The sequence below is a fragment of the Aerococcus tenax genome, assembly GCF_003286645.3.
Classification (GTDB): Bacteria; Bacillota; Bacilli; order Lactobacillales; family Aerococcaceae; genus Aerococcus; species Aerococcus tenax.
Map to the genome: position 1 here is coordinate 1381986 of NZ_CP127382.2, position 21908 is coordinate 1403893.

Consider the following 21908-nt stretch of genomic DNA (forward strand, 5'->3'; position numbering starts at 1 on the left):
TATGCATAAAAACAATTCTCTCTTTGAATGGGTAGCCATGGGGATGTATGCAGCTCTCATTATTTTAGCCATTACTTTTATTCACATTCCCATGCCATCCGCCATTTCTAAAAGTTTTGTCCACCCTGGTAACGCCCTAGTGGTCCTTGGGGTCCTCTTAATGGGAGAGAAACGGGGGACTTTAGCCGCTGTAGCCGGCCTATTTCTCTATGATGTTCTCAATGGATATGCTTCAGTAGCGATTTTTACGGTCCTAGAAAATCTGGTCGTCATTGCCGTGGTATCCCTACTCTTCCGCAAGGTCTTCCATTCACGATTGAGTATCGGACGCTTGGCCACCATCGGGATCGTGGCTGGAGTTACCAAGGTCATTGTTATTTTCATCAAATACACTTTCCGCCAAGTCTTACTAGGGAATTCCTTAGCAGCAGCCATGGCCATCGCCGCTACTGGCATGCCAGCCAGCTTATTCACAGCCGCAGTAACAGCTGTACTAGTGACCCTACTCTACTACCCAATGAAAAAGGTCGTTGACCGCTATCCTGCTTTAGCCGCTTAAAATAGATAAAAGCTCTCATTGAAAAAGGGACTGTGGATTTTTTCACAGTCCCTTTTATTATTTATAAATGCTAAGTTCACTACTTTTTATATTGATGAATAGCAAATATACATAATTTGTTTGATCAATTAGCCATGAGCAGTAGTGACGCTTTGAAATTAGTCGTCAGCCATGAACCAGCAAGCGGTGTGAAATACGGATAGTAGGCGCTAGCCATACTAGCCGAAATCTGTTCCAAAAGAAGCCCTGGCGCCCACTTCATAAACGATGTCCGAGCCTTTGCTAAGGCTCTCCCTTCGTTTATTCCAGTGGTCCAGGGCTTTTATACTTTTGTCACACTCTAGCTTTGAAGCTCGCTAGGCGAGAGACCTCGTGCTCGAGCCGGTGCCATGGCTCTTAGACGACTAAATTTTAAAAGTAAAACGAATGCTCATCCACTCTATTTATTTAAAATCAAAATCTATACTAGGCTTTAGGATTTTTAGCCATTAAGTCTTCGAATTGGTCAATGTATGATTGAACAAATTTGATGGTTGATTCTTGTTTAAACTTGCCGTTTTCGTCTAAGAGGTCTGCCGAATGACCCAAGAAGACTTCAGGTTGTTGGATAGTTGGCATCACGAAGTAAGATAAAGCCAGACGTAAGTTCTTGTTAGCGCTGTAACCACCCATAGCCCCTACTGAATGAGAAATAATCGCTGCAGGTGTATTAGTCCAAGCCACTGCACCCTTAGGTTTGGAAGCCACATCAACAGCATTCTTTAAGCAGGCAGGAATGGTGCGGTTATTTTCAGAGGTTACAAATAATATCCCAGCGGCATCACTAATGGCTTGGCGGAAGCTTACATAGCTTTCTGGTAAAGGTTTATTAGTCATTTCAGCATCATCATAGTCAGCATCATATAGAGGTAAGTCACGAATTTCAAGAATTTCAGCATCATAGTCGTCACTAAACATGTCGATCGCATTTTTAGCAATCTTGCGTGCATAGGATCCCTCACGTAAACTACCTACTAAAACTACAACTTTTTTTGCCATAATAATTCCCTCTCTACATTAAAATAATGTTTATTAAAATTAAACTATATTAACTTTATTAACATTGAATTATAAAAGCAAGTAAGATGCCTATCTTTTTTATCTTCTTTTTAGCCAATCATTAGAAGCCCCTAGAATGCTTGTTAAAGACTGGCTTTGGCAGGATAAAGCGCTTCACCAAGCCAATAACAAGGTACAATTTTTGGTATTTCTTATTGGCTTTATCCTTAACTTAATGAAAAGATTTCTCCCATAAAATGATTGGAGTGAGAATTTACTTTAAAGAAGCTTTTATTTAAAATAGAGAGGAAAAAATCAATGGAAGGAGTAAGCTTATGCTTATATTACTGCGTCATGGGCAAAGTAGCTCCAATTTAAATAATTTATTTACTGGTTGGTACGATGCCAAACTCACCCAAAAAGGAAAGGACCAAGCCTATGCTGCGGGGCTCCGTCTGAAAGCTGCCGGATACAATATCGATGCTATCCACACCTCGCTTTTAAGCCGGGCTATCCAAACCAGCAACCTCGTTTTGGAAGCCATGGATCAACTCTACCTGCCCTTACAAAAATCTTGGCGCTTAAATGGCCGCCATTATGGAGCTTTAGAAGGGATGAATAAAGACCTAGCTCGGAAAAAGTTTGGAAAAGACCAAGTCCACGCCTGGCGCCGCTCCTATGATGTCCGCCCTCCCCTGGCTACTGATAGCCAACTGAGCGAGCGCTACCCCTTTTTAGATAGTCAAAGCCTTCCACAAAGTGAAAGTTTAAAGGATACCCAAACCCGCTTACTGCCTTACCTAGAAGACCAAGTCATCCCCCAAATTAAACAGGGGAAAAATGTGCTTATTGTCTCCCACGGTAATCTCTTACGGGCCTTGACCCTAGTCATTGAAGACTTGGATCCCAAAGAAGCCAGCCAAATTGAAATCGCCAATGCTCTTCCTATTGTCTACCATTTTGACCACGACTTCCACATTCAAAAAAAGGAGATCCTATCATAATCACAGGCTAGCTTTTAACTTGGTGAATATAATCACTTTCTTTTAAAAGCTATTGCCCTCTGCGCTTTTCTCAAGTAAAATAAGAATAAAGTGAGATATTATGGTCTAGGCCATGGTGTTTTGCAAGAATTATTTAGGAGGAAAAAAATGAAATTAGTATTCATTCGTCACGGTGAAAGTGAATTAAACTTAGCCAATGTCTTTACCGGTTGGTTAGATCCAAAATTAAGTGAAAACGGTCGTAAAGAAGCGGCTAAAGCGGGTCAAGATTTAAAAGAAACGGGTATTGAATTTGATTCTGTACATACTTCCGTACTAACCCGTGCTATCCAAACCTGTAACATTGTTTTAGAAGAAATGGACCGCCTCTACTTACCAGTAGAAAAAAATTGGCGCTTAAATGAACGTCACTATGGTGGTTTACAAGGTTTAAATAAAGCTGAAACCGCTGAAAAATATGGTGATGAACAAGTTCATATCTGGCGTCGTTCCTACGATGTACGTCCTCCACAAGCTAGCGGTGAACAAGCCTTTGACCATCGTTATGACCACTTAGACACCCGCCACATGCTTGCTGGTGAATGTCTAAAGGATACCCTTGATCGTACCCTTCCTTACTGGGAAGACCACATTGCTCCAGAATTAAAAGACGGCAAAAATGTTTTAGTTGTGGCACATGGTAACAGCTTACGTTCCCTAACCAAACACATTGAAAACATTTCCGATGACGACATCATGGGCGTTGAAATCGCTACTGGCGAACCAATCGTTTATGACATCGACGAAAACCTCAATGTTGTTAACAAGACAGTTTTACATAAATAATAATTTCGAGTAAATCAAAGCAGCTCCTTCCCTTTTCGAGATAGGAGCTGCTTTTTTACATGCTTTTAATTATTCATTCACTAGGGGGGTCGCCTAGATCATACAGGATTCACATTCCGAGTCGCCATTGCAGGACGAACGGTCTGGAGACGTTGGACCTGCAGAGACCACTTCATCACTTTCTAAATGTTCACTGCCGGCTAAAACATCTTGACGGACGCGAACATAGTAAATGGTGGAACAGCCCTTGCTATAGGCATAGATATAGGCCCGGTTCAAATCACGGGTGGTCGCTTCCGAAGACATGAAGAGGGTTAAGGAGATAGCTTGGTCCACATGTTTTTGGGCAGCTGCCACAATATCAATGATGGCTTGGGGACCGACTTCATAGGCTCCTCGTTGATAATAAGCATAGTTGTCATTATCAATCTGATAAGCAGGAACATAAACCCGACCTAATTTACCTTCTTTACGGGTTTCTACCGGTGAAACCACTGGTTGCAAGCTCGGTGTACATGAAGACAGGTAGGAAATCGACCCCGTGGGAGCGACTGCCAGCAGGTGGGCATTAGCGATACCGTCTTCTTGAATAGCCTTAGCGAGGGCTTGCCAGTCTTCTTGGCTTGGCAACTGCAAGCCGTAATCTTTGAGTAATTGACGAACTCTTTCTGTCTTAGGTTGGACCCTTGATTCAGTATATTTCTTGAAATAAGACCCATCCGCATATTCCGATTCAGCAAAGCCTGCAAAAGGTCCATGTTTTTTCACTAAAGCATGTGAGGCTTTGAAGGCATGGTAGGCTAGTGCATAGAAGAACATGTCGGTAAAGTCTACTGCTTCTTCTGAATCATAGTAAATATGGTTGGTAGCTAAGAAACCGTGTAAGTTCATAGCCCCTAAACCAACAGCATGGTTGGCTTGGTTACCCTTCTTAATGGATGGAGCAGACTCTAGGTCAGACTTTCTCGAAATGCGGTCCAAGGCCTGGATAGCATGGCTGACTAAGTGGCCGAAGTCTGGGGCTTGATCCATGGCTTTGGCGATATTGAGCGAACCCAGGTTACAACAAATGTCTTCCCCGATAGTACGGAAGGAAAGATCTTCATTAAAGCTGGAAGGAGTAGATACTTGGGTAATTTCTGAACATAAATTGGACATCACGATCCGCCCTTTTTTCTTATGAGGATTGCGGCGGTTAACCGTATCTTCAAACATTAAATAAGGATAACCTGATTCAAAGTGCAGTTCCGCAATGACTTGGAAAAGTTTTCTCGCTGAAATAAAGTCCTTATGAATGGCTGGATTAGCCAATAACTCGTCATATTTTTCGGTAATGGAAATATCTGACATGGCCTTGCCGTATACTTTTTGAATGTCGTAAGGTGAAAAGAGCGCCATGTCCTTATTTTCCTTAGCGAGTTGGAAGGTGATATCTGGAATCACAACACCTAAAGACAGGGATTTAATCCGAATCTTTTCATCAGCATTTTCTCTTTTGGTATCCAGGAATTTAAGGATATCCGGATGGTGGGCATGGAGGTAGACCGCCCCTGCTCCTTGCCGTTGTCCTAGTTGGTTAGCATAGGAAAATGAATCTTCTAAGAGTTTCATCACGGGCACAACCCCAGAGGCCTGGTTGGCCATTCCCTTAATAGGGGCAGTGGTCTCTCTCAAATTAGTCAAGCAGAGTGCTACGCCCCCGCCTCTTTTGGATAATTGCAGACTGGTGGCAATACTTCTAGCAATGGATTCCATATTGTCCTCTACCCTTAAGAGATAACAGGAAATATATTCACCCCGTCTTTTCTTAGCCGCATTGAGAAAGGTAGGGGTCGCCGGTTGAAAGCGATTAGACAAGATATCAGCTGCCAAATCCTTGGCTAAGTCTTGGTCGCCATTGGCTAGGAAGAGCGCATTAGCAATCACCCGGTCTTCATAAGTTTCTAGATAATAAGCCTTATCATCTGTCTTCAGCGCATAGGCGGAATAGAATTTCATGGCCCCAATTAAATTAGGAAAGGCAAAATTTTGGTCTTCTGCCCATTGGTAGATTTCATGGATAAAGTCTTTAGAATATTGGTCAAAGACTTCCTTTTCATAGTAGTTATTTTCAAAAAGATAGTCCAACTTACTATCCAAGTTAGCAAAAGTCTTGGTCTTGGCTTGGATATAGTCTCTCATGTAGACAGCTACGGCTTCTTTATCGGCTTGAAAATTATAGTGACCTGCTTGGTCTTTAAAACGGGTTAAAGCATTCAGTGACAGGTAGTTTTCCTCTTGCTTGAATGTCATTAAGACATACTCCTTTCAATAATCACCACTAGGGCTTGGCTTGCACTTGCTTATTGGTCAGCATTAAAGGTTTCGCTAATAATGCGGTTAACTTCTTCAACATCCTCTTTGGTACCGATCAGTTCAAATTGATATAAGAGCGGAACCTTTAATTTATAAGCGATCACCGGCCCGGCAATGGCAAAGGAATCACCAAAGTTGGTATTGCCAGATGAAATCACCCCGAGACAGTGTTTGCGATTATCAGGGTCATTGAGGAAGTGAATAACCTGCTTAGGCACAGCGCCATGGGCATCGACCTGCCCGGCATCCGTGACTTTGCCGCCTGAATAAGTAGGTACGACTAAAACATAGTCTTCATCCACCTTAATCCGTTCTTCCTCATCAATAGGAATACGGATGGATTCGGCGTCCAACTTTTGAACAAAACGGTGGGTGTTATTTGATTGTGTTGAGAAATATACAATTAATTCTTTCATTAGAAATCCCAGTCCTCATCTAGTGTTTCTTCACTTGTTCCAATAATATAAGATGACCCACTTCCTGAGAAGAAGTCATGATTTTCGTCGGCACGTGCAGATAATTGCGCAAAGACCTCTGGAGCAATCCGCGTTTCTTCCTTGGTAAATGGTGACTCATAGCCTAAGTTTTGTAGGAATTTACCAGCATTGTATAAGGAGAAGCGAATGGCTTCATCAGCTAACCCAAAGCCGTCATAGAGTTGGCGTAAATAAGTTTTTTCTAAGCCAATCATCTTATCTAATAGGTCGAAAACAAATTGTTTCATTTCGGCTTGTCTTTCCGGGCTTAATTTAGCAACCTTTAATTGATATTTATAACCACTATAGAAATTATGAATCACCTTATCCCGTAAAATGAGGCGGATAATATCTGAGGTGTTCGGCAATTTGCCCCGGGCTGACAGATAAAATGGCAAATAGAAGCCCCCATAAAGTAAGAAACCTGGCATTAAGGCAGCAGCTATTTTAGATTTTAGGGGATCATCAGCGGTGTAGAAAGGAATCAGAGCTTTGGGCCGGGCTTGGAGCGCTTCATTATCTACCACCCATTCGTGGGCTTCTTCAATTTGCTCACTAGTACATAAGGTAGAAAAAATTGTTCCATAAGAACGGGCGTGAACACCCACCATGAAGGCAAAATTAGCATAAATCACTTGTTCTTGTTCAGTGAGGGAATTCTTAATCTGAGCCACATCCCCGACCGAGGCTTGAACAGTGTCTAACAGGGTGAGTCCGGTGAAGGTTCGGGTAATTAATTGTTGCCAATCATCATCGAGCTCATTCCACGACGGGAGGTCATTAGAAACGGGTATATTTTCAGGCAACCAGAAGTTTTGGGTAACCCGGTTCCAAACTTCTAAATCTTTTTCATCAACTATTTTGTTCCAATTGATGGCTCTCATATTTTGGCTTTGGTCAAAATAGGCATATTCTACCGGCGACACGGACCGATCATAATAATTTTTTGTCATGATTTCTATCCCACTTTTCAGTTAAAATTTTCCAGGACTACATGCATGCGATCTGGCATAGAATAAATTAGCACAATATATAGTGGTTAACAAGTAAACACCTACATTATATTGTGTATGTAAAAATACAAAAGCATAAGCGAAAAATTTCACTAGAATCCAAGCTTATTTCGATAAGCATTTTCACGGGAGATTATTTTGTCAAGGGGGTAAATTATTTTCATGAAAAAGGCGATGTCCAATACAATTTTTGTATAAAACCTTAGCTAAAAGCGATCAAAGAACAAACAATTACTTCTTTATCTTTTAAATATTAGCCACAAAAAAGCTAGACTTATAAAAACAATAAGCCTAGCTTAGAAAAGAGTGTAACGTGCGTCCACGTCACTAAAACTTATTCGATTAAAAAGAGACTAAAAGCTTTCGCCCTAGCCTCTTTCATTCACTATGATTAATAAACTTTTTCTCCATTGAGATAAGTGGCTTGTAATTGCCCTTGGTCATTGAGAACGATGAAGTCCGCGTCCAGCCCTGCTTTGATTTGGCCACATTGGTCTTCAACCCCTACTGACTTGGCAGGATTATAGGAAGCCATTTGGACGGCTTCTTCTAAGGAAACTAAGTTCCAGGCCACCAAATTCTCCACGGCCTTAGCTAGGGTAAGGATAGAACCTGCTAAGTTACCGCCGTTAACTAAACGAGCGGCCCCGTCTTTAACGATAACCGGAAGTTCACCCAACATTGAGGGGCCTTCTGGCATGCCGCCTGCCCGCATACAATCTGTAATTAGCACTACTTCGCTTTTCTTCCGAGCCTTTAAGACGACATTAATAGCCCCAGGTTTAACGTGGAAACCGTCACAGATTAATTCGGTATATAAGTTATCTAAAGTCAGTGCTGCTCCTACTAAACCAGGTTCACGGTGGTGGAGCCCACTCATGCCGTTATAGGTATGGTTAATTAAATGAGCACCAGCTTCAACAGCAGCTTTGGCTTGATCGTAAGTCGCATTCGAGTGTCCGAGAGAAATATGAACTCCTAAGGCCTCAGCTTGGGGGATGAAGTCTACAACACCTTGCCTCTCTGGTGCTAAGGCTAATTTATTGAGGAGTCCCTGAGAAGCCTCTAACCAGGTCTTTACTTTTTCGATATCAGGGTTAGACATATAGTTCTCATTTTGGGCGCCCTTATGTTCTTCGGTGAAGAAGGGGCCTTCAAAGAATATTCCCCGAATTTTAGCACCGGAGACTTGGTCTTTACTTTGAGCGATTACTTGGCAGGCTGTGGTTAAGTTCTCACTGGTATCGGTTAAGGTGGTTGGTAGCCAAGAGGTCACCCCACAAGATAAGAGCCCCTTAGAAATCACCTCAATGCCTTCTGGGTCTTTGTCCATAACATCGTAACCGTGGAAGCCATGGATATGGGTATCCACTAAACCAGGAGCTAGGATATTATCACTATAATCAATCACTTCTGCCTGGTCGGGAACCGCCTTAACCACCTGACCAAAAGTTCCATCATCATTAACGATTAGATAGGCCTCCTCTTCCTTGTGGTCAGCTAATAAGATGGCCTTTGCCTTGATATATTTCATCACTAACACCCTTTCAATATGCTTTTCCTTTGAAATGGAAACCTAATCCTTCACACCAATCCCCAAGAAGTGAGCTACTTATGCAAGCGGATAATCTCATCTCCAGGACCGACCTCCCCATTAGCCACCGTTTCAATTTGGTCATAGTCACTCGTATTGGTTACCACAAGAATTACCGAAGTATCATAACCGGCAGATTCAATGGCTTGGCGGTCAAAAGTGATCAGATGGTCACCAATAGTTACCTTGTCGCCTTGTTTAACTGTTGGAGTAAAGCCTTGCCCCTTCAATTCCACGGTATCTAAACCAATATGAATGAGGATTTCAATGCCCTCTTCACTGGTTAAACCAATAGCATGGCCCGTTTCGAATAGGCTGGTTACAACCCCATTGACAGGAGAAATCACTTGGTCACTTTCAGGGCGAATGGCTAATCCTTGTCCCATCGTTCCTTGGCTAAAGACTGGGTCATTCACTTCACTTAAATTATAAAGGGAGCCTGCCACTGGTGTAAAGAGACTCATGGCTTCAGTTGCCTTGGAAAAATTGGAATCAGCTAAAATTTCATTAATCTCAGCGCTATAAATATTCGACTTACCCCCGTAAATGGCTTGGATACCGTTCTTGACATCAAGCACCCCGGTAGCCCCTAAACTTTTGAGGGTGTCTTTATTGACCTTGCCATTTTCTTTAACCGATACCCGTAAGCGAGTAGCACATGCGGTCACATGGTCAATATTTTCCGGTCCACCTAAGCCTTCAATAATGGTAAGGGCTTTGTCGTGGAGTGAACCTGATGATTGACTCGAGCGCGTCTTTCCACTCTTTGCTTGGTCATCCGTCATTTCCATCCCAGGAATCGTCACATGGAACTTCTTAATACAGAATCTAAAGACGATATAGTAGAGAATCGCCCAGATAATCCCTACTGGAATCACCCGGATCCAGTTGGTTTGGCTGTTGCCTTGGAAGGGACCAAAGAGCAGGAAGTCAATCAGTCCTCCTGAGAAAGTATTACCAATCCGAATTTGGAGGATATCGGCAATATAGAAGGACACCCCATCAAGGAAGGCGTGGATCACATATAACCAGGGAGCCGCAAAGAGAAAAGAAAACTCAATCGGTTCAGTAATCCCGGTTAGGAAAGAAGTTAGTCCACTCGAAAAATAAAAACCTGCATTGGCTGGGCGATTTTCCTTAGGGATAGAATGATACATAGCGAGGGTTGCTGCTGGTAAACCAAACATCATGGTCGCAAAACGCCCTGCAAAGAAGCGCGTCCCATAAGTATAAAGGCCAGTAAAGTTAGGGTCAGCTAATTGGGCAAAATAAATGTTTTGAGCCCCTTCAATGGTTTGACCAGCTACCGTCTCTACCCCACCCAGTGAGGTATACCAGAATAGTGGGTAAATGGTATGGTGGAGACCCACCGCACCTGTTAGACGGAGGAAGAAACCATAGAAGAAAGAACCAATACTTCCCATGGCTGCGATCTGTTCACCTAAGCCCACCATGGCTTCTTGAATTGGTGGCCAGATCACATAAATAATCGATCCTAGGAAAATGGCTGCTATCGCCGAAACAATAGGAATAAAACGGTTGCCCCCAAAGAAACCTAAGAATTGGGGAAGTTCAATCTTACGATAGCGGTTATGTAAATAGGTTACGGTTAAACCAATTAACAAGGCGCCCAGCACCCCGGTATCAATCGTTGCATCAGGAGCGGAAAAGAGTTGCAGCCAGGCACTAATGGTGGCTGTATAAACGAGAAAGGCCACCCCAGCGGATAAACCAGCCGTCCCGTGGTCAGCTTCCGACAGCCCCACCGCAATCCCAATGGAGAAAATCAACGGCAAGTTAGCAAAGACGGCATTCCCCGCCATGGTCATCACGGTAAAAACTGCTTGGATAAAATCATTAGCTAAAAAGGGAAACTGAGCCAGAGCGGCATCATTAGATAAGGCGCTCCCCAGTCCCAGTAAGAGCCCCGCTACCGGCAGAATTGCAATCGGCAGCATAAAGGCCTGCCCTAATTTAGAGAATTTTTCAAACATGACTGTTCCTCCTTATTATTCATCCAAAGCCTGGATAAAGCGTTGGGCAATTTCCTTAGGTCGGGTAATCGCTCCGCCAACAACAATGCCTTTAGCGCCTAGGTCTTGAATTTTCTTAGCTTGACTGGGATAGAGAATCTTACCTTCAGCAATCACATCACAACCGGCTTCAACCAGTTGGCTAATCAAGTCATAATTGGGTCCATCAATATTTTCACTATAGTCGGTATAGCCGGCTAAAGTGGTTCCGACAAAGTCAATCCCCTCTTGGTGGGCATTAAGACCCTCTTCAAAGGTTGAAATATCGGCCATAAATAATTGGTCAGGGTATTTCTCCTTAATTTGGTGGATAAATTCATTGATCGTAAGCCCATCATGGCGTTTGCGGTCAGTCAGGTCCAGGGCGATCACTTCACAACCCGTTTCAACTAGCTGATCAATTTCATCCATGGTAGCGGTGATGAAGGGTTCTTCAGGTGGGTAATCTTTCTTGATAATTCCAATAATGGGGAGGTCGACAACGTCCTGGATTTGTTTAATATCTCTAACTGAATTGGCCCGTAAACCAACCGCTCCAGCCTCCTGAGCGGCCTTGGCCATTAAAGGCATAATGCCTCCTTCTTTGGTATAGAGGGGTTCGCCTGGTAGGGCTTGACAGGAAACAATTAAGCCGCCAGAGACTTGGTCGATAAACTCTGCTTTATTCATTTGTTATCAATCTCCTTTTTTTCTTTAATATATAAATTATTGCGATCAGGATTTACATTTAATGATTTTAAACTTTGTTGGAAGTTGGCTTGACGTTTAAAGCGGTCTTCTTCCATTAAATAGTCATAAATCACATCACACATGACTATCAGGGGCAATTGGGGAGAAATACGATTACCAAAATTAAGGTTTTTTACACTGGCAATTTTAATCAGGTTATCTAAATCCTGATTCTTATTGGCATTGCTATGGGCCGTAAATAGAACAGTATAGGCCTGATTTTGCTTGGCCGCATGGAGGGCTTGGTTTATGACCTCTGTATGACCTGAAACTGAAAAGCCTAGCACACATGATTTGGCATTAACTACCACATTATGGACCCGGATTAAGTCGTAGTCAGTAATAGCCTGACAAGGAAAACCTAGTCGCATCAATCGTTGACTAAACTCACGAGCAGCCAGTCCAGAACTGCCGATACCATAGATATAGATCTGGTCTTGATTAATCAAGGCATTCACTAGGTCATGAATATCATTTTCATCAAGTAAGTTATAGCTTTTATTGATGATGGCATTGTAGTCCGAAAGCACCCGCATGGTGTGTTTGTTAGAAGTCTCGATCCTCCGATGCCTAGGCATTTGCTGGTACTCAAACAAAAATTCCCGATAGCCCTTGAAACCTAATTTTTTGGCAAAGCGGGTAAAGGTGGAATCCGAAACATGAAGTTTCTTACCCAGTTGGTCAACCGCTAAATCCTCCTCGCCTGGATCAGCCTGGATAAAATAATCGCCAATGATTTTCTCCCCAGGGGATAAGGATTCATAAGATGCTTCAATTAAAGGAATAATGCTATCAGTAAACTTTTTCATTTTGCCCTCCTTTCCAGCTGTAATCGCTTTCACCTATAATCATAGACTTTTGTGAATGCATTTTCAATATTTAATTTAAAAAGTGGTTCTTCTTTCAACTATTTACATAATCTTCCTGCCCACTTGAAAGTAAAATTAGTCACAAAAAAAGGCCCTTGCCAAATGGCAAGGACTAAATAAGAATCAGATCAACTTAAATTTTCTTAATCAATACAGCAAATTCTTTATGGCTTCAATTTCCTGATCTTGGTAGCCTAAGTGACGGAAATAATTCTCAATGGACGTATATTTAGCCATAAAATCACGATCAAAGTTTTCCATAATTTCTGGATAAGATCGGTTCACATTTTGAATGTGGCCTTCCTTAATAATCCTAGGGTCATGTTTGATATAGGCATAGGAGACTTGGTAATCGGCAACGATATCCACTAGGGGAAGTCCAGCCGCCTTATAAATCAAATAAGTAATCACCCCAGTCCGGTCCTTACCGGCACTGCAATGGATGACCGTCCCCCAACCCATGGCCTTATTGCTCAATAACTGGTCAAAAACCCCTTTAATAGCTGAGTAATTATCACAATATTCCAAATAGCGAATGGCCATAAAATAAGGATCATCACTTTCTTTGGCCAATTGAGCTGAACGTCCGACATCCTGGCCCCCACTTAAGTTAATATTTTGATAATCCTTGAGAAGATTTCGATAGGGATTAGGCTGTTTTTCAGCTTCCTTAGGGGCCCGCAGATCAATAATGGCTTCAACATTTAAGTCTTTTAGCCAATTAAGGTCAGCCTCGTCAACACCAAAGAGCATAGAAGACCGGAAAAACTTGCCCCGGGGTAGCCATTGGCCCGACTCCTTATAACAGCCACCAATATCACGAAAATTACAAATTTCATTGAAGGGATAACGCAAAATACCCACCCTTTCCTCTCGACTAGGTCATTTCTCTGCCTTTAGAATAGCACAAAAATGCCGGCTGAAGTAGTACACAACCCCTATGAGACATTATTCAGCTTTTGTCTCAATATTAGACACTTTCAGAATTATGAATCTTTTCCTTATTTTACTTTATATTATCATAAGTTTTGTAGGTAATATAATAAAGAATACCAATAGATTGGGAGGATTTAACATGGATGCTAACTTGAAAATTGCTAAAGAGTTAGATTGTGACGTGTTGGTTGTAGGAGCTGGTAATGCAGGTATGCAAGCAGCAGCTGCAGCAGCTGAAGCTGGTAGCAAAACAATTCTGATTGAAAAAGAAGAAAATGAGAATATGTTACGCTTATCTGTTGCGGCTGTTGGTTCCAAATCGCAAAAAAGAGCTGGTAATTATATTGATAAACATGATTTAGTCAATTACATGACTGCTTTTGCTCAAGGTCGCGTGGATCAAAAACTCATTTATACCTGGGCCAATCACTCTGCTGAAACTGTAGACTGGACAGAAGAGCAAGTCTTAAAGCCCAATGGACTGAGCTGGCGGTCGGAACCTGATGCTTTTAATAGAAATTTACGCTACCAAGCTTGGCCAACTCAAAATGATCCAGAGCTTGATAATAACAAGGGGAAACTATCTCCCTATACTCCATTTTTCATCGAAAAATTAAAAGAGCTCGGTGTTGATATTCATTTCAAATTAGCTATGAAATCGATCAATAAAGAAGACGGAAAAGTTACTGGAATCATCGCTTACGACCTTGAAAATGAGATTTACCTCAAAATCAATGCTAAAAAAGGAACCATCCTGTGTACGGGAGGATATTCTGCTAATACTGAACTCTTGGAAAAATGGAATCCCCTCTCTCTTAAGAAAAATGTTACCAATGATTCCCCTAGGGCCAATGGGGATGGTATTGTCGAAGCCATAAAAGTTGGTGGATGGAAGGATGAAGAACCCGCTCAACTGGTCTTTGATAGGGGCATGTATAAGCCTGGAGAAGATGCAACTGAGATCTATAAAGAGTCAGAAGAATTCGGAGATTGGCTCTGGCTAGGCAGTCAACCCTTCTTAAAGGTAAACAAAAATGGGGAAAGATTTGCTAACGAATCCTCTCCTTATGAGTATATCTTGAATGCTGCAGCCTACGAACCGGACTATGCCTATGCAATGATCTTTGACGCTAATTATGGAGATGACGCTTTAGAAAATCATATGGTGGGCTGTGCACGTATTGGATTCCCAGGATATATGCTGAGCAAAGAATCCTTAATCGAAAACACTGAAAAGTATATCGATAAAGGATTTGTTCAAGTTGCAGATAGCTTAGAAGAACTTGCTGAAAAACTACAAATGCCAAAAGATAAGCTGATCCAAACCGTTGAACGTTATAATGCATGTTGCGAAAAAGGCGTCGATGAAGATTTTGGCAAGGAAAAAATGAGACTTCACCCTATAAAACAAGGACCATACTATGGCGTTTATTTAGCCGGTAGAAATCTTTGCACCTTGGATGGTTTAAGGATTAACACCAATATGCAGGTTATTGATAAAAATTACGATCCAATCCCTGGCCTTTATGCAGCTGGTAATGACTCTGGTGGATTCTTCTGCGGATCCTATAGTGAAAGATTACCAGGACTAGCTGCCAGTCGTGCTCAAACCTTTGGGAGACTTGCTGGAAAACACGCCGCTCAACAAGACTAAGCTGTTTTGCTAAGGCAATATTTTTACATCTTTTGCTGAATTCTTGATTTTCAGCATTAAAAAATTCGATAGACTTTTCTATTCAAAAGACCTCCGCCTAGACTAGACGGAGGTCTTTTTTATTATTTGTAATGTAAGCGCTTCTTTATACCCCTTTAATGGTAAATTACTTATGGTAAAATAAAATTATCACAAAGTCGCCAATGCCTCATAATGAGACATTTCACCTTTCTTGTCGCAAGGGGATCTATTGATGAATACCAAAATTATTATCTTTTTAGCTTTGGAAAAACTATTAAAGGACAAAGCATTTGAGAAAATTACTGTCATTGAAATTGCCCAAGCTGCCCATATTTCCCGGGCTACCTTCTACCGTCATTTTGAAGACAAGTTTGACCTAGCCAATTGGTACTACCGTCAAAAAGCCGAGGAAGTCTTTCAAGATACCAGTAATGATTCTCCCTGGCACATTTTCTATGGTCTATCAGTCTTTATGGGACAAGAAGATGCCACTTTTATGCAGGTCATGTTAAACGAACGCGGACAGAATTCTTTTTTTGATTTCGTCTCTGATATCTTTTATGACTATTGGCTGGAACGCTATCAAAATAATGTTCAACGTCCCAGTAATTCAAAAGAGCGCTTTGCCCTAGCCATTTGGTCTCGGGGCGGGGCCAGTGTCTGGCAATACCGCTTAAATACACAAAAGCGCCTGGAAGCCAAAGAAATGGCCGATTTATTTGAATTCTCCATGCCTGATTTTCTCAAAGCAAGCGAAAAAACAAGCAGCGATTAATCGTAAAAAATCGCTGCTTGTGCCCTTTTAATCAGTCTGAGTCTCCGTTAACAAAGCATAGTAAACTTGGCAGGTCTGATTGCCCTCGTCATAAGTTAGGTCAAAATCCTGGTAGCGGTAAAGCCCTTGAAGCATTTGCTGGTAAAAAAGTGGCTGACGGGAAAATAACTGATAGACTTCCCCTTCATCAAGCGGCTTATCAAGGTCATTCAAACGAAGCGCCAGTTCAGTCACTAGTCGCCCATTTGAGTCTTGATAGCTATAAATCAGGGATTGGTCACTCAAGGCCCGAATTAAAAAGCCATGCTTGTGGTCCAAGCCCTTTAAATTGACGAGTCCGTAATGATGGCGTTCCCTATTGACTAAATCTAAAAATACTTTATCGCTCATGACACTCTCGCTTTCCTTCGGCTGCTTAGCTGGTCTTCTCGGGCTGTCCTCATCTGCCAGCTGACGACCTTGCTGATTTTCTTGCCAGGCTTGGACTCCTTGGTCGAGTAAACGCACCTGGGGCTTGGCAGTTGGCTCTTGGTCTGGGCTAGCTTCTTCAGCACTATTTTTTGGATCTTGAACTTTTTCAGATCCAACCTTGACCGGCCATAAGTTCTTCAAAATCGTTCCCGTATTTAGACGGTCCTCATATTCTAAGTCATTCTCATCAATTAATTGCAAGACATCTTTCTTAGATGCTTGAGCCAATTGAGACAGGGTGTCGCCCCACTGACTAACATAGACCTGAAGGCCATAACGCTGTTGGCGCTTCATTTCTTTTTGAATGTCAGTCACCGTCTTTTCCACAAAAGGCTCTTTTAACATAGCCTCCAAGGCACGATCTTGAACCTTGGCTACTTTTTCTGTATGGTTTTTCTTTTTTCCGGCTTTTTGATTCCTTTTAGCTGTCTTTTTCTTATCTGCTGGGGTCATAATAATAAGGCCTCCTTGATTAACTGATGTCGACCTTATTATATAAGAAATTTGCTTTTTTCACTGAAAAAAGCCTTATCAGCTGCTACTGACCCAGAATTTGGGCTGAATAAACCAGGATATAGTCGCCATCTTTTACAAATTCTAGACCAATAGCTTGTGAATTGAAGCCAGGATCGATCATATTTTCATAGTGACCTGGACTAGCCTTCCAATTATCGAATAAGTCCTGGGCAATAGCTTGGGGACTAGTACCAGGCTTAGCATAACTTTGCTGGATATTTTCACCGACATAGTTTCCAGCACCTTCAAATCCGCTAGCAGTATTAAAGGCTTGGCCATTGGGACGAGTATGGGAAAAGACGTCAATAATTTCCTTAGTCCGGATATCGGAAGCCGCTTGGTAAGCATTACCATAGGAAAGGCTGGTTAAGCCCAAGCTTTGCCGTTCAGCATTGACTAAGTCATGAAAGTGAGCCACGACCGCTTCTTCCATGCTGACTCCTTGGTCTAGACTTGCTTGACTATTAGTAGTCGGGTCAGCAAGAGCTTGATTCTTACTTGCTTGGTCATTAGCTGTTTGCTTTGCTTGACCTTGATTGGATGCTTGCTCTTGGTTAGCTTTTTTGTCGCTTTGGGGATTTCCTTGGGGCTTGGGGCGAGCTTCTGCTTGCTCTTTAGACTTCTTATCGTAACCCTTCTCGCTGTCATCATCGTCATCATCATTGTCTTGTCTGTCGTCATCGTTAAGATCATCGTCTAAATCGTCTCCTTGATCTTGTCCGTCAACGTCGTCATCAAGATCGTCATCTTGGTCGTTACCATGTTCATGTTTGTCATCATCAAAGTCATCATCGTGGGCATCACCATAAGGATCATCATCTTCAGAGTCATGTTCATACTCTAAAACAGCTGCATTCAAGCCGTCGATCAAGTATTCATAGTCAATAGCCCCATTTTCAAATTCAACTTCATAGACTAAGCGGCCATCTTCTTCATCCGCTTCAATTTCTACGTCCTGAATTTGCGCTTGCGCTAAACCGCTATGGGCTAAGGAAGCTTCCAGCGCTGCAGATCCATCAATTGCCTGAACCTGGTAATCTTGATGGTTAACTTCTTCATAGTCATCATAGTCGTCGACATCGTCATCATCAATTTCTACTTGGTATTGGGTATTTACCACGTTGCTTTCCTGATAGGCAGCAGGAGCTGGAGCAGCATGCTGACTTGGTGAAAGATAGTAAATATCGTCATCATCGTCCCAATCTTCATCATAATCATCGTAGTCGAAGTCATCATCGTCATAGTCGCCAAAATCATCGTAATCGTCATAGTCATCATAATCGTAGTCTTCATAAATATTATCGTAATCATCATATTCATCGGCCTTGACCTGGTCACTTAGACCAAACACCCCTAAACCGACCGCACTCAATCCTAATAATAATTTCTTATTAAATTCCATTCTAATACTTCCTTTCTCACTTCCGTATTTTTGAAATTGTGATTAGCTGATTTTCATTCCTTGGCAGCTATCACTACTTAATACAAGACTTAAGAAATCTTTAGGGACCTTTTTTGATTTATTTTTAGAAAAAGCACTTTTATTTTAAAAAAACTGCTTTAAACATCCTTGTTTGAGGTTTAAATCATACTTTTCCCAGCATTTTTGCTATAGTTAAAATGAATTTATTTTTTTCATAAAGGAATTTTTAGGTTAACTAGTCAATTTTTAATAAAATAGGCCCTAAAATCCATAATCGCTTTGTATTATCTAGTAGAGCAGCCCTCCTTAGATGAGTGGCTAATAAGGAGAGAAAATTATGGTAGATAAAGACCAGCGGGATGCCCTGATCAAGGAGCATTTCGGTTTTATTATTAATACTGTTTCGGAAGTGACCGGACGCTATGTGGAAGTGGGTAATGACGATGCCTTCTCCGTAGCCCTCTTAGCCTTTGATGAGGCCATTGACCGCTATGATGAAGACCGGGGCCACTTCCTCGCCTTTTGTAAATTAGTGATAAAAAGTCGGGTCTTAACTCATTTAAAGCAAGAAAACCAACAAGAAGCGGATGAGTCACTGAATGACCTTCATGAACAAGGCTTTGACCCTAAAGATGATAAGGCTCAAAGTAATTTCGATATGAAGGCAGAAATCGAATCCTGGAAGGAAGACTTGGCGGACTTTTCCATCACACTGGAGAAATTAGCCGACGAAGCTCCTAAACACCAGGATACCAGAGAACGGGCCATTGATATTTCTGAGGCTTCCAGTAAGAAAAGGTCCATTACCGACCACCTCTTTACTAAGAAACGACTCCCCATTCGCAAAATGAGCCGGATGTTCTCGGTAACTGAAAAAATAATTAAAGGAAGTAAAACCTTTATCATTTCAGTCATAATTATTTTCTTTAAAGAATACCAGCAGTTAATTGCTTGGATTAGGGGGTGAGGACATGTACCAAGAAGTCGTTATTATTGAAGTGAAAGAAGATTATAGTCTTGCCATGAGCCGGTCTGGTCAGGTCATCCGGATCAAGAACAAAGCTGGCATGCATGTTGGTGCAAGAATTTATGTTACCGAAGAAGATCTCTTTCAGTCAGCAGCTACAGACAAGGTCGTCCCCATGCGCTCAAAAAGGAAAGGATCTGCTAAGCCCTGGTGGAAGGCGCTCGCCCTAGCGGCAATGGCCCTTCTCCTCATTGGAACAGGAACTTGGGCTAGTCAATGGCTGCAACGAGAAAATGCCCTAGCTGTTGGACAAAATCCAAGTGTCCAAGTCACTACCAATCGCGACCAGCAAGTCACCGGAGTCTATGACGCCAATGCCCAGCCTCGGTCAGATAGTGAGCTCAAGGGTAAAGGGTTAAATGAAGTCCTCGAAACCCTACTAGGAAGTATCAAGTATCCTAAAAATGAAAATATCCTAGTCGCCATGACTAAAACGGACGAAGAAAGTATGCGAAAGATTGAAGCAGCCATCAGCAAATACTTCCAAGATAGTGGCTATTCCGGCGACTTGATTTTCCTAAGAGGGGAAACCAGTGAATTCCGCGCTGCTAAGGAAGCAGGTAGGTCCTATACTTCTTACTTGGTTGACCAATACCAGCTTGATATTTGGAATAAAGACCAAAACGATGACTTATCTGACCAGGAAAAAGCCAGCCGCCTAAGTGGCTACGGCAGTTTCCGTTCGATTAAGAATAAAGATAAAGCTAACGAAGAAAACGAAAAAGAAGACAAGAAAGAAGAAAATCAAGAATCTTCTAATGACTCAAAGGAAGAAAATCAGCAAAACAACCAGCAAGATCAAAGTGCGCCAGCCGGAAACCAACCGCAAACCGCACCAGAAATCTCCACACCTCGTCAAGCGCCAAGTCGCCCTGCACCCCAGCCAAGCCAGCCTGCGCCAGCTCAGCCCGCTCCGCAGCCAAGTCAACCCCAAAGCCCACCGCGTTATTATCCAAGTGATGATGACGATGATTGGGACGATGACGATTGGGATGATGACTGGGACGACGATGATTGGGATGATGATTAGTCTCTAATCCGACTGATATCATCCTATAAATAAAAACAAAGCCCTTACCGTTAGGAAGATTTTTCTAGCCGTAAGGGCTTTATTAGTTTGTTAATTCATCTTTTCTTTTAAGGCTTGAATAATTTCGACTCCAGCACTAGTTCCAATGCGCTCAGCTCCTGCATCAACCATGTCTAAGAAGTCTTCAGCTGTTCGAATTCCGCCGGCTGCCTTAACCTTGACTTGGTCACCAACAAGATCCTTCATGAGGCGGACGTCAGCCAGCTTGGCTCCTGAGGGGCCAAACCCGGTTGAGGTCTTAATAAAATCAATCTTTACTTCTCTAGCGATTTGAGCCAGATGTCTAATCTCGTCATCACTTAAATAACAATTCTCAAAAATGACCTTGGAAATCACTTCATGGTCACGGCAGAGGTTTGCCATGGTCTGCATTTCTGACTTAACCAGTTCCCAGTCTTGGTCCTTGACTGCCGTCAAATTCACCACATAGTCAATCTCATCAGCCCCGGCTTCAATGGCTATTTGAGCTTCCAAGCGCTTAGCTTCAACCGTTAATTGACCTAAAGGAAAAGCAATCGCTGCACCAACATGGACATCACTATTTTTTAAATACTCCTGGCAGGTCTCCACCTGGAGGGGATTAATAGCTACCATACGAAAGTGATAGTCGATGGCCTGCTGGCAGAGTTCCTGGATTACCTGACTACTGGCGTCAGCATGCAAATTAGTGTGGTCAATCATTTGTGCATAATCATCTAAGGTCTTCATACTTTCCTTCCTTTCGCATTCAATCCTTGACAGCTTAATCTTCACTCATAAAGTCGAGATTATTTTTACCCAGGGGAAAGAAGCGCTGTCCCCCAATTCGACAATGGTCCAAGAGTTCTAAACTCACTTGGTCAACTTCCCCATTGGCTTCATTACGGGCAATCCGAAAAACCGTATTGGCAAAAATATCCGCCACCTGGATCATATCCCGCTCCTTGGAATCCTGGTATTCCACCTGAACATCCGCCAAACGTCTCTTTTCGATAGTGAATTTAATCTGCAGGTATTCTTCTAAGGAATTCAAGGATTGGATGGCTTGGTTACGATTATCAATCATCAGATAAAGCTTTTCTTGGCGGTCTTGGTGAGAATGAACGATGGCCCCTACCGCTAAACCAATAAAATAGTTAAAAGTTAAAGCTGGGATCCGTAGCAAATTATCATAGAGTTGAAAATTATCAATGACTAAATAATGGAAGGTCAGATCAGTTTCTTTAGTCAAGGCATCAAATACCGCCGCCTTCATGGCATTGGGCATCATTGAGCCCTTAATTTCCTGATGGATATCTAAATTGCTGTCTGGATGCTGGTCCAGGTATTCCTTCTTAGCCTGGCGAAAAACACTACGAACCTGTTTCTGGTCTGCTGTCTCGGCAAAGGCCATGACAAAGTAACGCGAATTTTTCTTATGGTCGGTAGTAATCATTCCGGATTCGTCCACAAAAAGTTGCACAGTCTTTCCTCCTTCACTTAAGCCTTCTATCTAGGTCCAGTGTAACACGGCGATTCAAT

Annotated in this window: 20 protein-coding genes; 7 read left to right on the forward strand and 13 right to left on the reverse strand. The window is 42.3% G+C overall.

Annotation, left to right across the window (positions count from 1 at the left end; all coding sequences use genetic code 11):
- Window position 1: 1 nt before the first annotated feature.
- Window positions 2-559, forward strand: coding sequence for an ECF transporter S component (locus DBT50_RS06470; RefSeq protein WP_111852540.1), 558 nt, complete (start codon window positions 2-4; stop codon window positions 557-559).
- 465 nt (window positions 560-1024) lie between these two features.
- On the opposite strand, the gene DBT50_RS06475 is transcribed toward DBT50_RS06470, so the two are convergent.
- The gene (locus tag DBT50_RS06475; RefSeq protein WP_111852539.1) at window positions 1025-1597 is read right to left on the reverse strand and encodes an NADPH-dependent FMN reductase; all 573 of its coding nucleotides are present in this window, start codon (window positions 1595-1597) and stop codon (window positions 1025-1027) included.
- Between the two features lie 335 nt (window positions 1598-1932).
- Here DBT50_RS06475 and DBT50_RS06480 point away from each other — a divergent pair, with 335 nt between their 5' ends.
- Window positions 1933-2601 carry a 2,3-bisphosphoglycerate-dependent phosphoglycerate mutase gene (locus tag DBT50_RS06480; RefSeq protein WP_111852538.1) on the forward strand — a complete coding sequence of 223 codons (669 nt, stop codon included), beginning with the start codon at window positions 1933-1935 and terminating at the stop codon, window positions 2599-2601.
- Window positions 2602-2748: 147 nt separating this feature from the next.
- Complete coding sequence (gene gpmA / locus DBT50_RS06485) at window positions 2749-3426, forward strand: 2,3-diphosphoglycerate-dependent phosphoglycerate mutase (protein ID WP_013669780.1); 678 nt, start codon at window positions 2749-2751, stop codon at window positions 3424-3426.
- Between the two features lie 93 nt (window positions 3427-3519).
- On the opposite strand, the gene nrdE is transcribed toward gpmA, so the two are convergent.
- The 8 genes from nrdE to DBT50_RS06525 all read right to left on the reverse strand — a co-directional run bounded on the left by nrdE (window position 3520) and on the right by DBT50_RS06525 (window position 13359).
- Complete coding sequence (gene nrdE, locus DBT50_RS06490) at window positions 3520-5718, reverse strand: class 1b ribonucleoside-diphosphate reductase subunit alpha (protein ID WP_111852537.1); 2199 nt, start codon at window positions 5716-5718, stop codon at window positions 3520-3522.
- Window positions 5719-5768: 50 nt separating this feature from the next.
- The gene (nrdI, locus tag DBT50_RS06495; protein ID WP_111821921.1) at window positions 5769-6197 is read right to left on the reverse strand and encodes a class Ib ribonucleoside-diphosphate reductase assembly flavoprotein NrdI; all 429 of its coding nucleotides are present in this window, start codon (window positions 6195-6197) and stop codon (window positions 5769-5771) included.
- Window positions 6197-7210, reverse strand: a complete 1014-nt coding sequence (nrdF, locus tag DBT50_RS06500) for a class 1b ribonucleoside-diphosphate reductase subunit beta (RefSeq protein WP_111852536.1) — start codon at window positions 7208-7210, stop codon at window positions 6197-6199. Before nrdF ends, nrdI begins: the two co-directional genes overlap by 1 nt.
- 451 nt (window positions 7211-7661) lie before the next feature.
- A complete protein-coding gene (gene nagA, locus DBT50_RS06505) occupies window positions 7662-8807 on the reverse strand; it encodes an N-acetylglucosamine-6-phosphate deacetylase (protein WP_390624495.1) in 1146 nt (381 codons plus the stop codon).
- A gap of 71 nt (window positions 8808-8878) precedes the next feature.
- Window positions 8879-10858, reverse strand: a complete 1980-nt coding sequence (locus DBT50_RS06510) for a PTS transporter subunit IIABC (RefSeq protein ID WP_111852535.1) — start codon at window positions 10856-10858, stop codon at window positions 8879-8881.
- Window positions 10859-10873: 15 nt separating this feature from the next.
- Complete coding sequence (locus DBT50_RS06515) at window positions 10874-11566, reverse strand: N-acetylmannosamine-6-phosphate 2-epimerase (RefSeq protein WP_111852534.1); 693 nt, start codon at window positions 11564-11566, stop codon at window positions 10874-10876.
- The gene (locus DBT50_RS06520; protein WP_111852533.1) at window positions 11563-12435 is read right to left on the reverse strand and encodes a MurR/RpiR family transcriptional regulator; all 873 of its coding nucleotides are present in this window, start codon (window positions 12433-12435) and stop codon (window positions 11563-11565) included. Before DBT50_RS06520 ends, DBT50_RS06515 begins: the two co-directional genes overlap by 4 nt.
- 207 nt (window positions 12436-12642) lie before the next feature.
- Window positions 12643-13359, reverse strand: a complete 717-nt coding sequence (locus DBT50_RS06525) for a tyrosine-protein phosphatase (RefSeq protein ID WP_111852532.1) — start codon at window positions 13357-13359, stop codon at window positions 12643-12645.
- Between the two features lie 211 nt (window positions 13360-13570).
- Here DBT50_RS06525 and DBT50_RS06530 point away from each other — a divergent pair, with 211 nt between their 5' ends.
- Complete coding sequence (locus tag DBT50_RS06530; protein WP_111852531.1) at window positions 13571-15085, forward strand: FAD-dependent oxidoreductase; 1515 nt, start codon at window positions 13571-13573, stop codon at window positions 15083-15085.
- 253 nt (window positions 15086-15338) lie between these two features.
- Complete coding sequence (locus DBT50_RS06535) at window positions 15339-15881, forward strand: TetR/AcrR family transcriptional regulator (RefSeq protein WP_111852530.1); 543 nt, start codon at window positions 15339-15341, stop codon at window positions 15879-15881.
- A gap of 27 nt (window positions 15882-15908) precedes the next feature.
- Here DBT50_RS06535 and DBT50_RS06540 read toward each other — a convergent pair whose 3' ends face one another.
- Together DBT50_RS06540 and DBT50_RS06545 are read right to left on the reverse strand one after the other, a co-directional pair.
- Window positions 15909-16805 (reverse strand): LysM peptidoglycan-binding domain-containing protein, encoded by an 897-nt coding sequence (locus DBT50_RS06540; protein ID WP_111852529.1) that lies wholly within the window; start codon window positions 16803-16805, stop codon window positions 15909-15911.
- Window positions 16806-16890: 85 nt separating this feature from the next.
- Window positions 16891-18270 carry a CAP domain-containing protein gene (locus tag DBT50_RS06545; RefSeq protein WP_111852528.1) on the reverse strand — a complete coding sequence of 460 codons (1380 nt, stop codon included), beginning with the start codon at window positions 18268-18270 and terminating at the stop codon, window positions 16891-16893.
- A 358-nt stretch (window positions 18271-18628) separates the two neighbouring features.
- Here DBT50_RS06545 and DBT50_RS06550 point away from each other — a divergent pair, with 358 nt between their 5' ends.
- Both DBT50_RS06550 and DBT50_RS06555 read left to right on the forward strand, forming a co-directional pair.
- Window positions 18629-19258 (forward strand): sigma factor, encoded by a 630-nt coding sequence (locus DBT50_RS06550; RefSeq protein WP_060778530.1) that lies wholly within the window; start codon window positions 18629-18631, stop codon window positions 19256-19258.
- A 4-nt stretch (window positions 19259-19262) separates the two neighbouring features.
- On the forward strand, window positions 19263-20348 hold the full coding sequence (locus DBT50_RS06555) for an anti-sigma factor domain-containing protein (RefSeq protein WP_111852527.1): 1086 nt from the start codon (window positions 19263-19265) through the stop codon (window positions 20346-20348).
- Window positions 20349-20438: 90 nt separating this feature from the next.
- Here DBT50_RS06555 and deoC read toward each other — a convergent pair whose 3' ends face one another.
- Both deoC and DBT50_RS06565 read right to left on the reverse strand, forming a co-directional pair.
- Window positions 20439-21116 (reverse strand): deoxyribose-phosphate aldolase, encoded by a 678-nt coding sequence (gene deoC / locus DBT50_RS06560; protein WP_111852526.1) that lies wholly within the window; start codon window positions 21114-21116, stop codon window positions 20439-20441.
- 34 nt (window positions 21117-21150) lie between these two features.
- Window positions 21151-21849 carry a DUF3800 domain-containing protein gene (locus DBT50_RS06565; RefSeq protein ID WP_111852525.1) on the reverse strand — a complete coding sequence of 233 codons (699 nt, stop codon included), beginning with the start codon at window positions 21847-21849 and terminating at the stop codon, window positions 21151-21153.
- Between the last annotated feature and the right edge of the window lie 59 nt (window positions 21850-21908).

What these genes read in the sequence shown, in the direction of transcription:
- DBT50_RS06470 (WP_111852540.1), top strand. Translation starts at nt 2, where the DNA reads ATGCATAAAAACAATTCTCTCTTTGAATGGGTAGCCATGGGGATGTAT.
- DBT50_RS06475 (WP_111852539.1), bottom strand. Translation starts at nt 1,597, where the DNA reads ATGGCAAAAAAAGTTGTAGTTTTAGTAGGTAGTTTACGTGAGGGATCC.
- DBT50_RS06480 (WP_111852538.1), top strand. Translation starts at nt 1,933, where the DNA reads ATGCTTATATTACTGCGTCATGGGCAAAGTAGCTCCAATTTAAATAAT.
- gpmA (WP_013669780.1), top strand. Translation starts at nt 2,749, where the DNA reads ATGAAATTAGTATTCATTCGTCACGGTGAAAGTGAATTAAACTTAGCC.
- nrdE (WP_111852537.1), bottom strand. Translation starts at nt 5,718, where the DNA reads ATGACATTCAAGCAAGAGGAAAACTACCTGTCACTGAATGCTTTAACC.
- nrdI (WP_111821921.1), bottom strand. Translation starts at nt 6,197, where the DNA reads ATGAAAGAATTAATTGTATATTTCTCAACACAATCAAATAACACCCAC.
- nrdF (WP_111852536.1), bottom strand. Translation starts at nt 7,210, where the DNA reads ATGACAAAAAATTATTATGATCGGTCCGTGTCGCCGGTAGAATATGCC.
- DBT50_RS06510 (WP_111852535.1), bottom strand. Translation starts at nt 10,858, where the DNA reads ATGTTTGAAAAATTCTCTAAATTAGGGCAGGCCTTTATGCTGCCGATT.
- DBT50_RS06515 (WP_111852534.1), bottom strand. Translation starts at nt 11,566, where the DNA reads ATGAATAAAGCAGAGTTTATCGACCAAGTCTCTGGCGGCTTAATTGTT.
- DBT50_RS06520 (WP_111852533.1), bottom strand. Translation starts at nt 12,435, where the DNA reads ATGAAAAAGTTTACTGATAGCATTATTCCTTTAATTGAAGCATCTTAT.
- DBT50_RS06530 (WP_111852531.1), top strand. Translation starts at nt 13,571, where the DNA reads ATGGATGCTAACTTGAAAATTGCTAAAGAGTTAGATTGTGACGTGTTG.
- DBT50_RS06535 (WP_111852530.1), top strand. Translation starts at nt 15,339, where the DNA reads ATGAATACCAAAATTATTATCTTTTTAGCTTTGGAAAAACTATTAAAG.
- DBT50_RS06540 (WP_111852529.1), bottom strand. Translation starts at nt 16,805, where the DNA reads ATGACCCCAGCAGATAAGAAAAAGACAGCTAAAAGGAATCAAAAAGCC.
- DBT50_RS06545 (WP_111852528.1), bottom strand. Translation starts at nt 18,270, where the DNA reads ATGGAATTTAATAAGAAATTATTATTAGGATTGAGTGCGGTCGGTTTA.
- DBT50_RS06550 (WP_060778530.1), top strand. Translation starts at nt 18,629, where the DNA reads ATGGTAGATAAAGACCAGCGGGATGCCCTGATCAAGGAGCATTTCGGT.
- DBT50_RS06555 (WP_111852527.1), top strand. Translation starts at nt 19,263, where the DNA reads ATGTACCAAGAAGTCGTTATTATTGAAGTGAAAGAAGATTATAGTCTT.
- deoC (WP_111852526.1), bottom strand. Translation starts at nt 21,116, where the DNA reads ATGAAGACCTTAGATGATTATGCACAAATGATTGACCACACTAATTTG.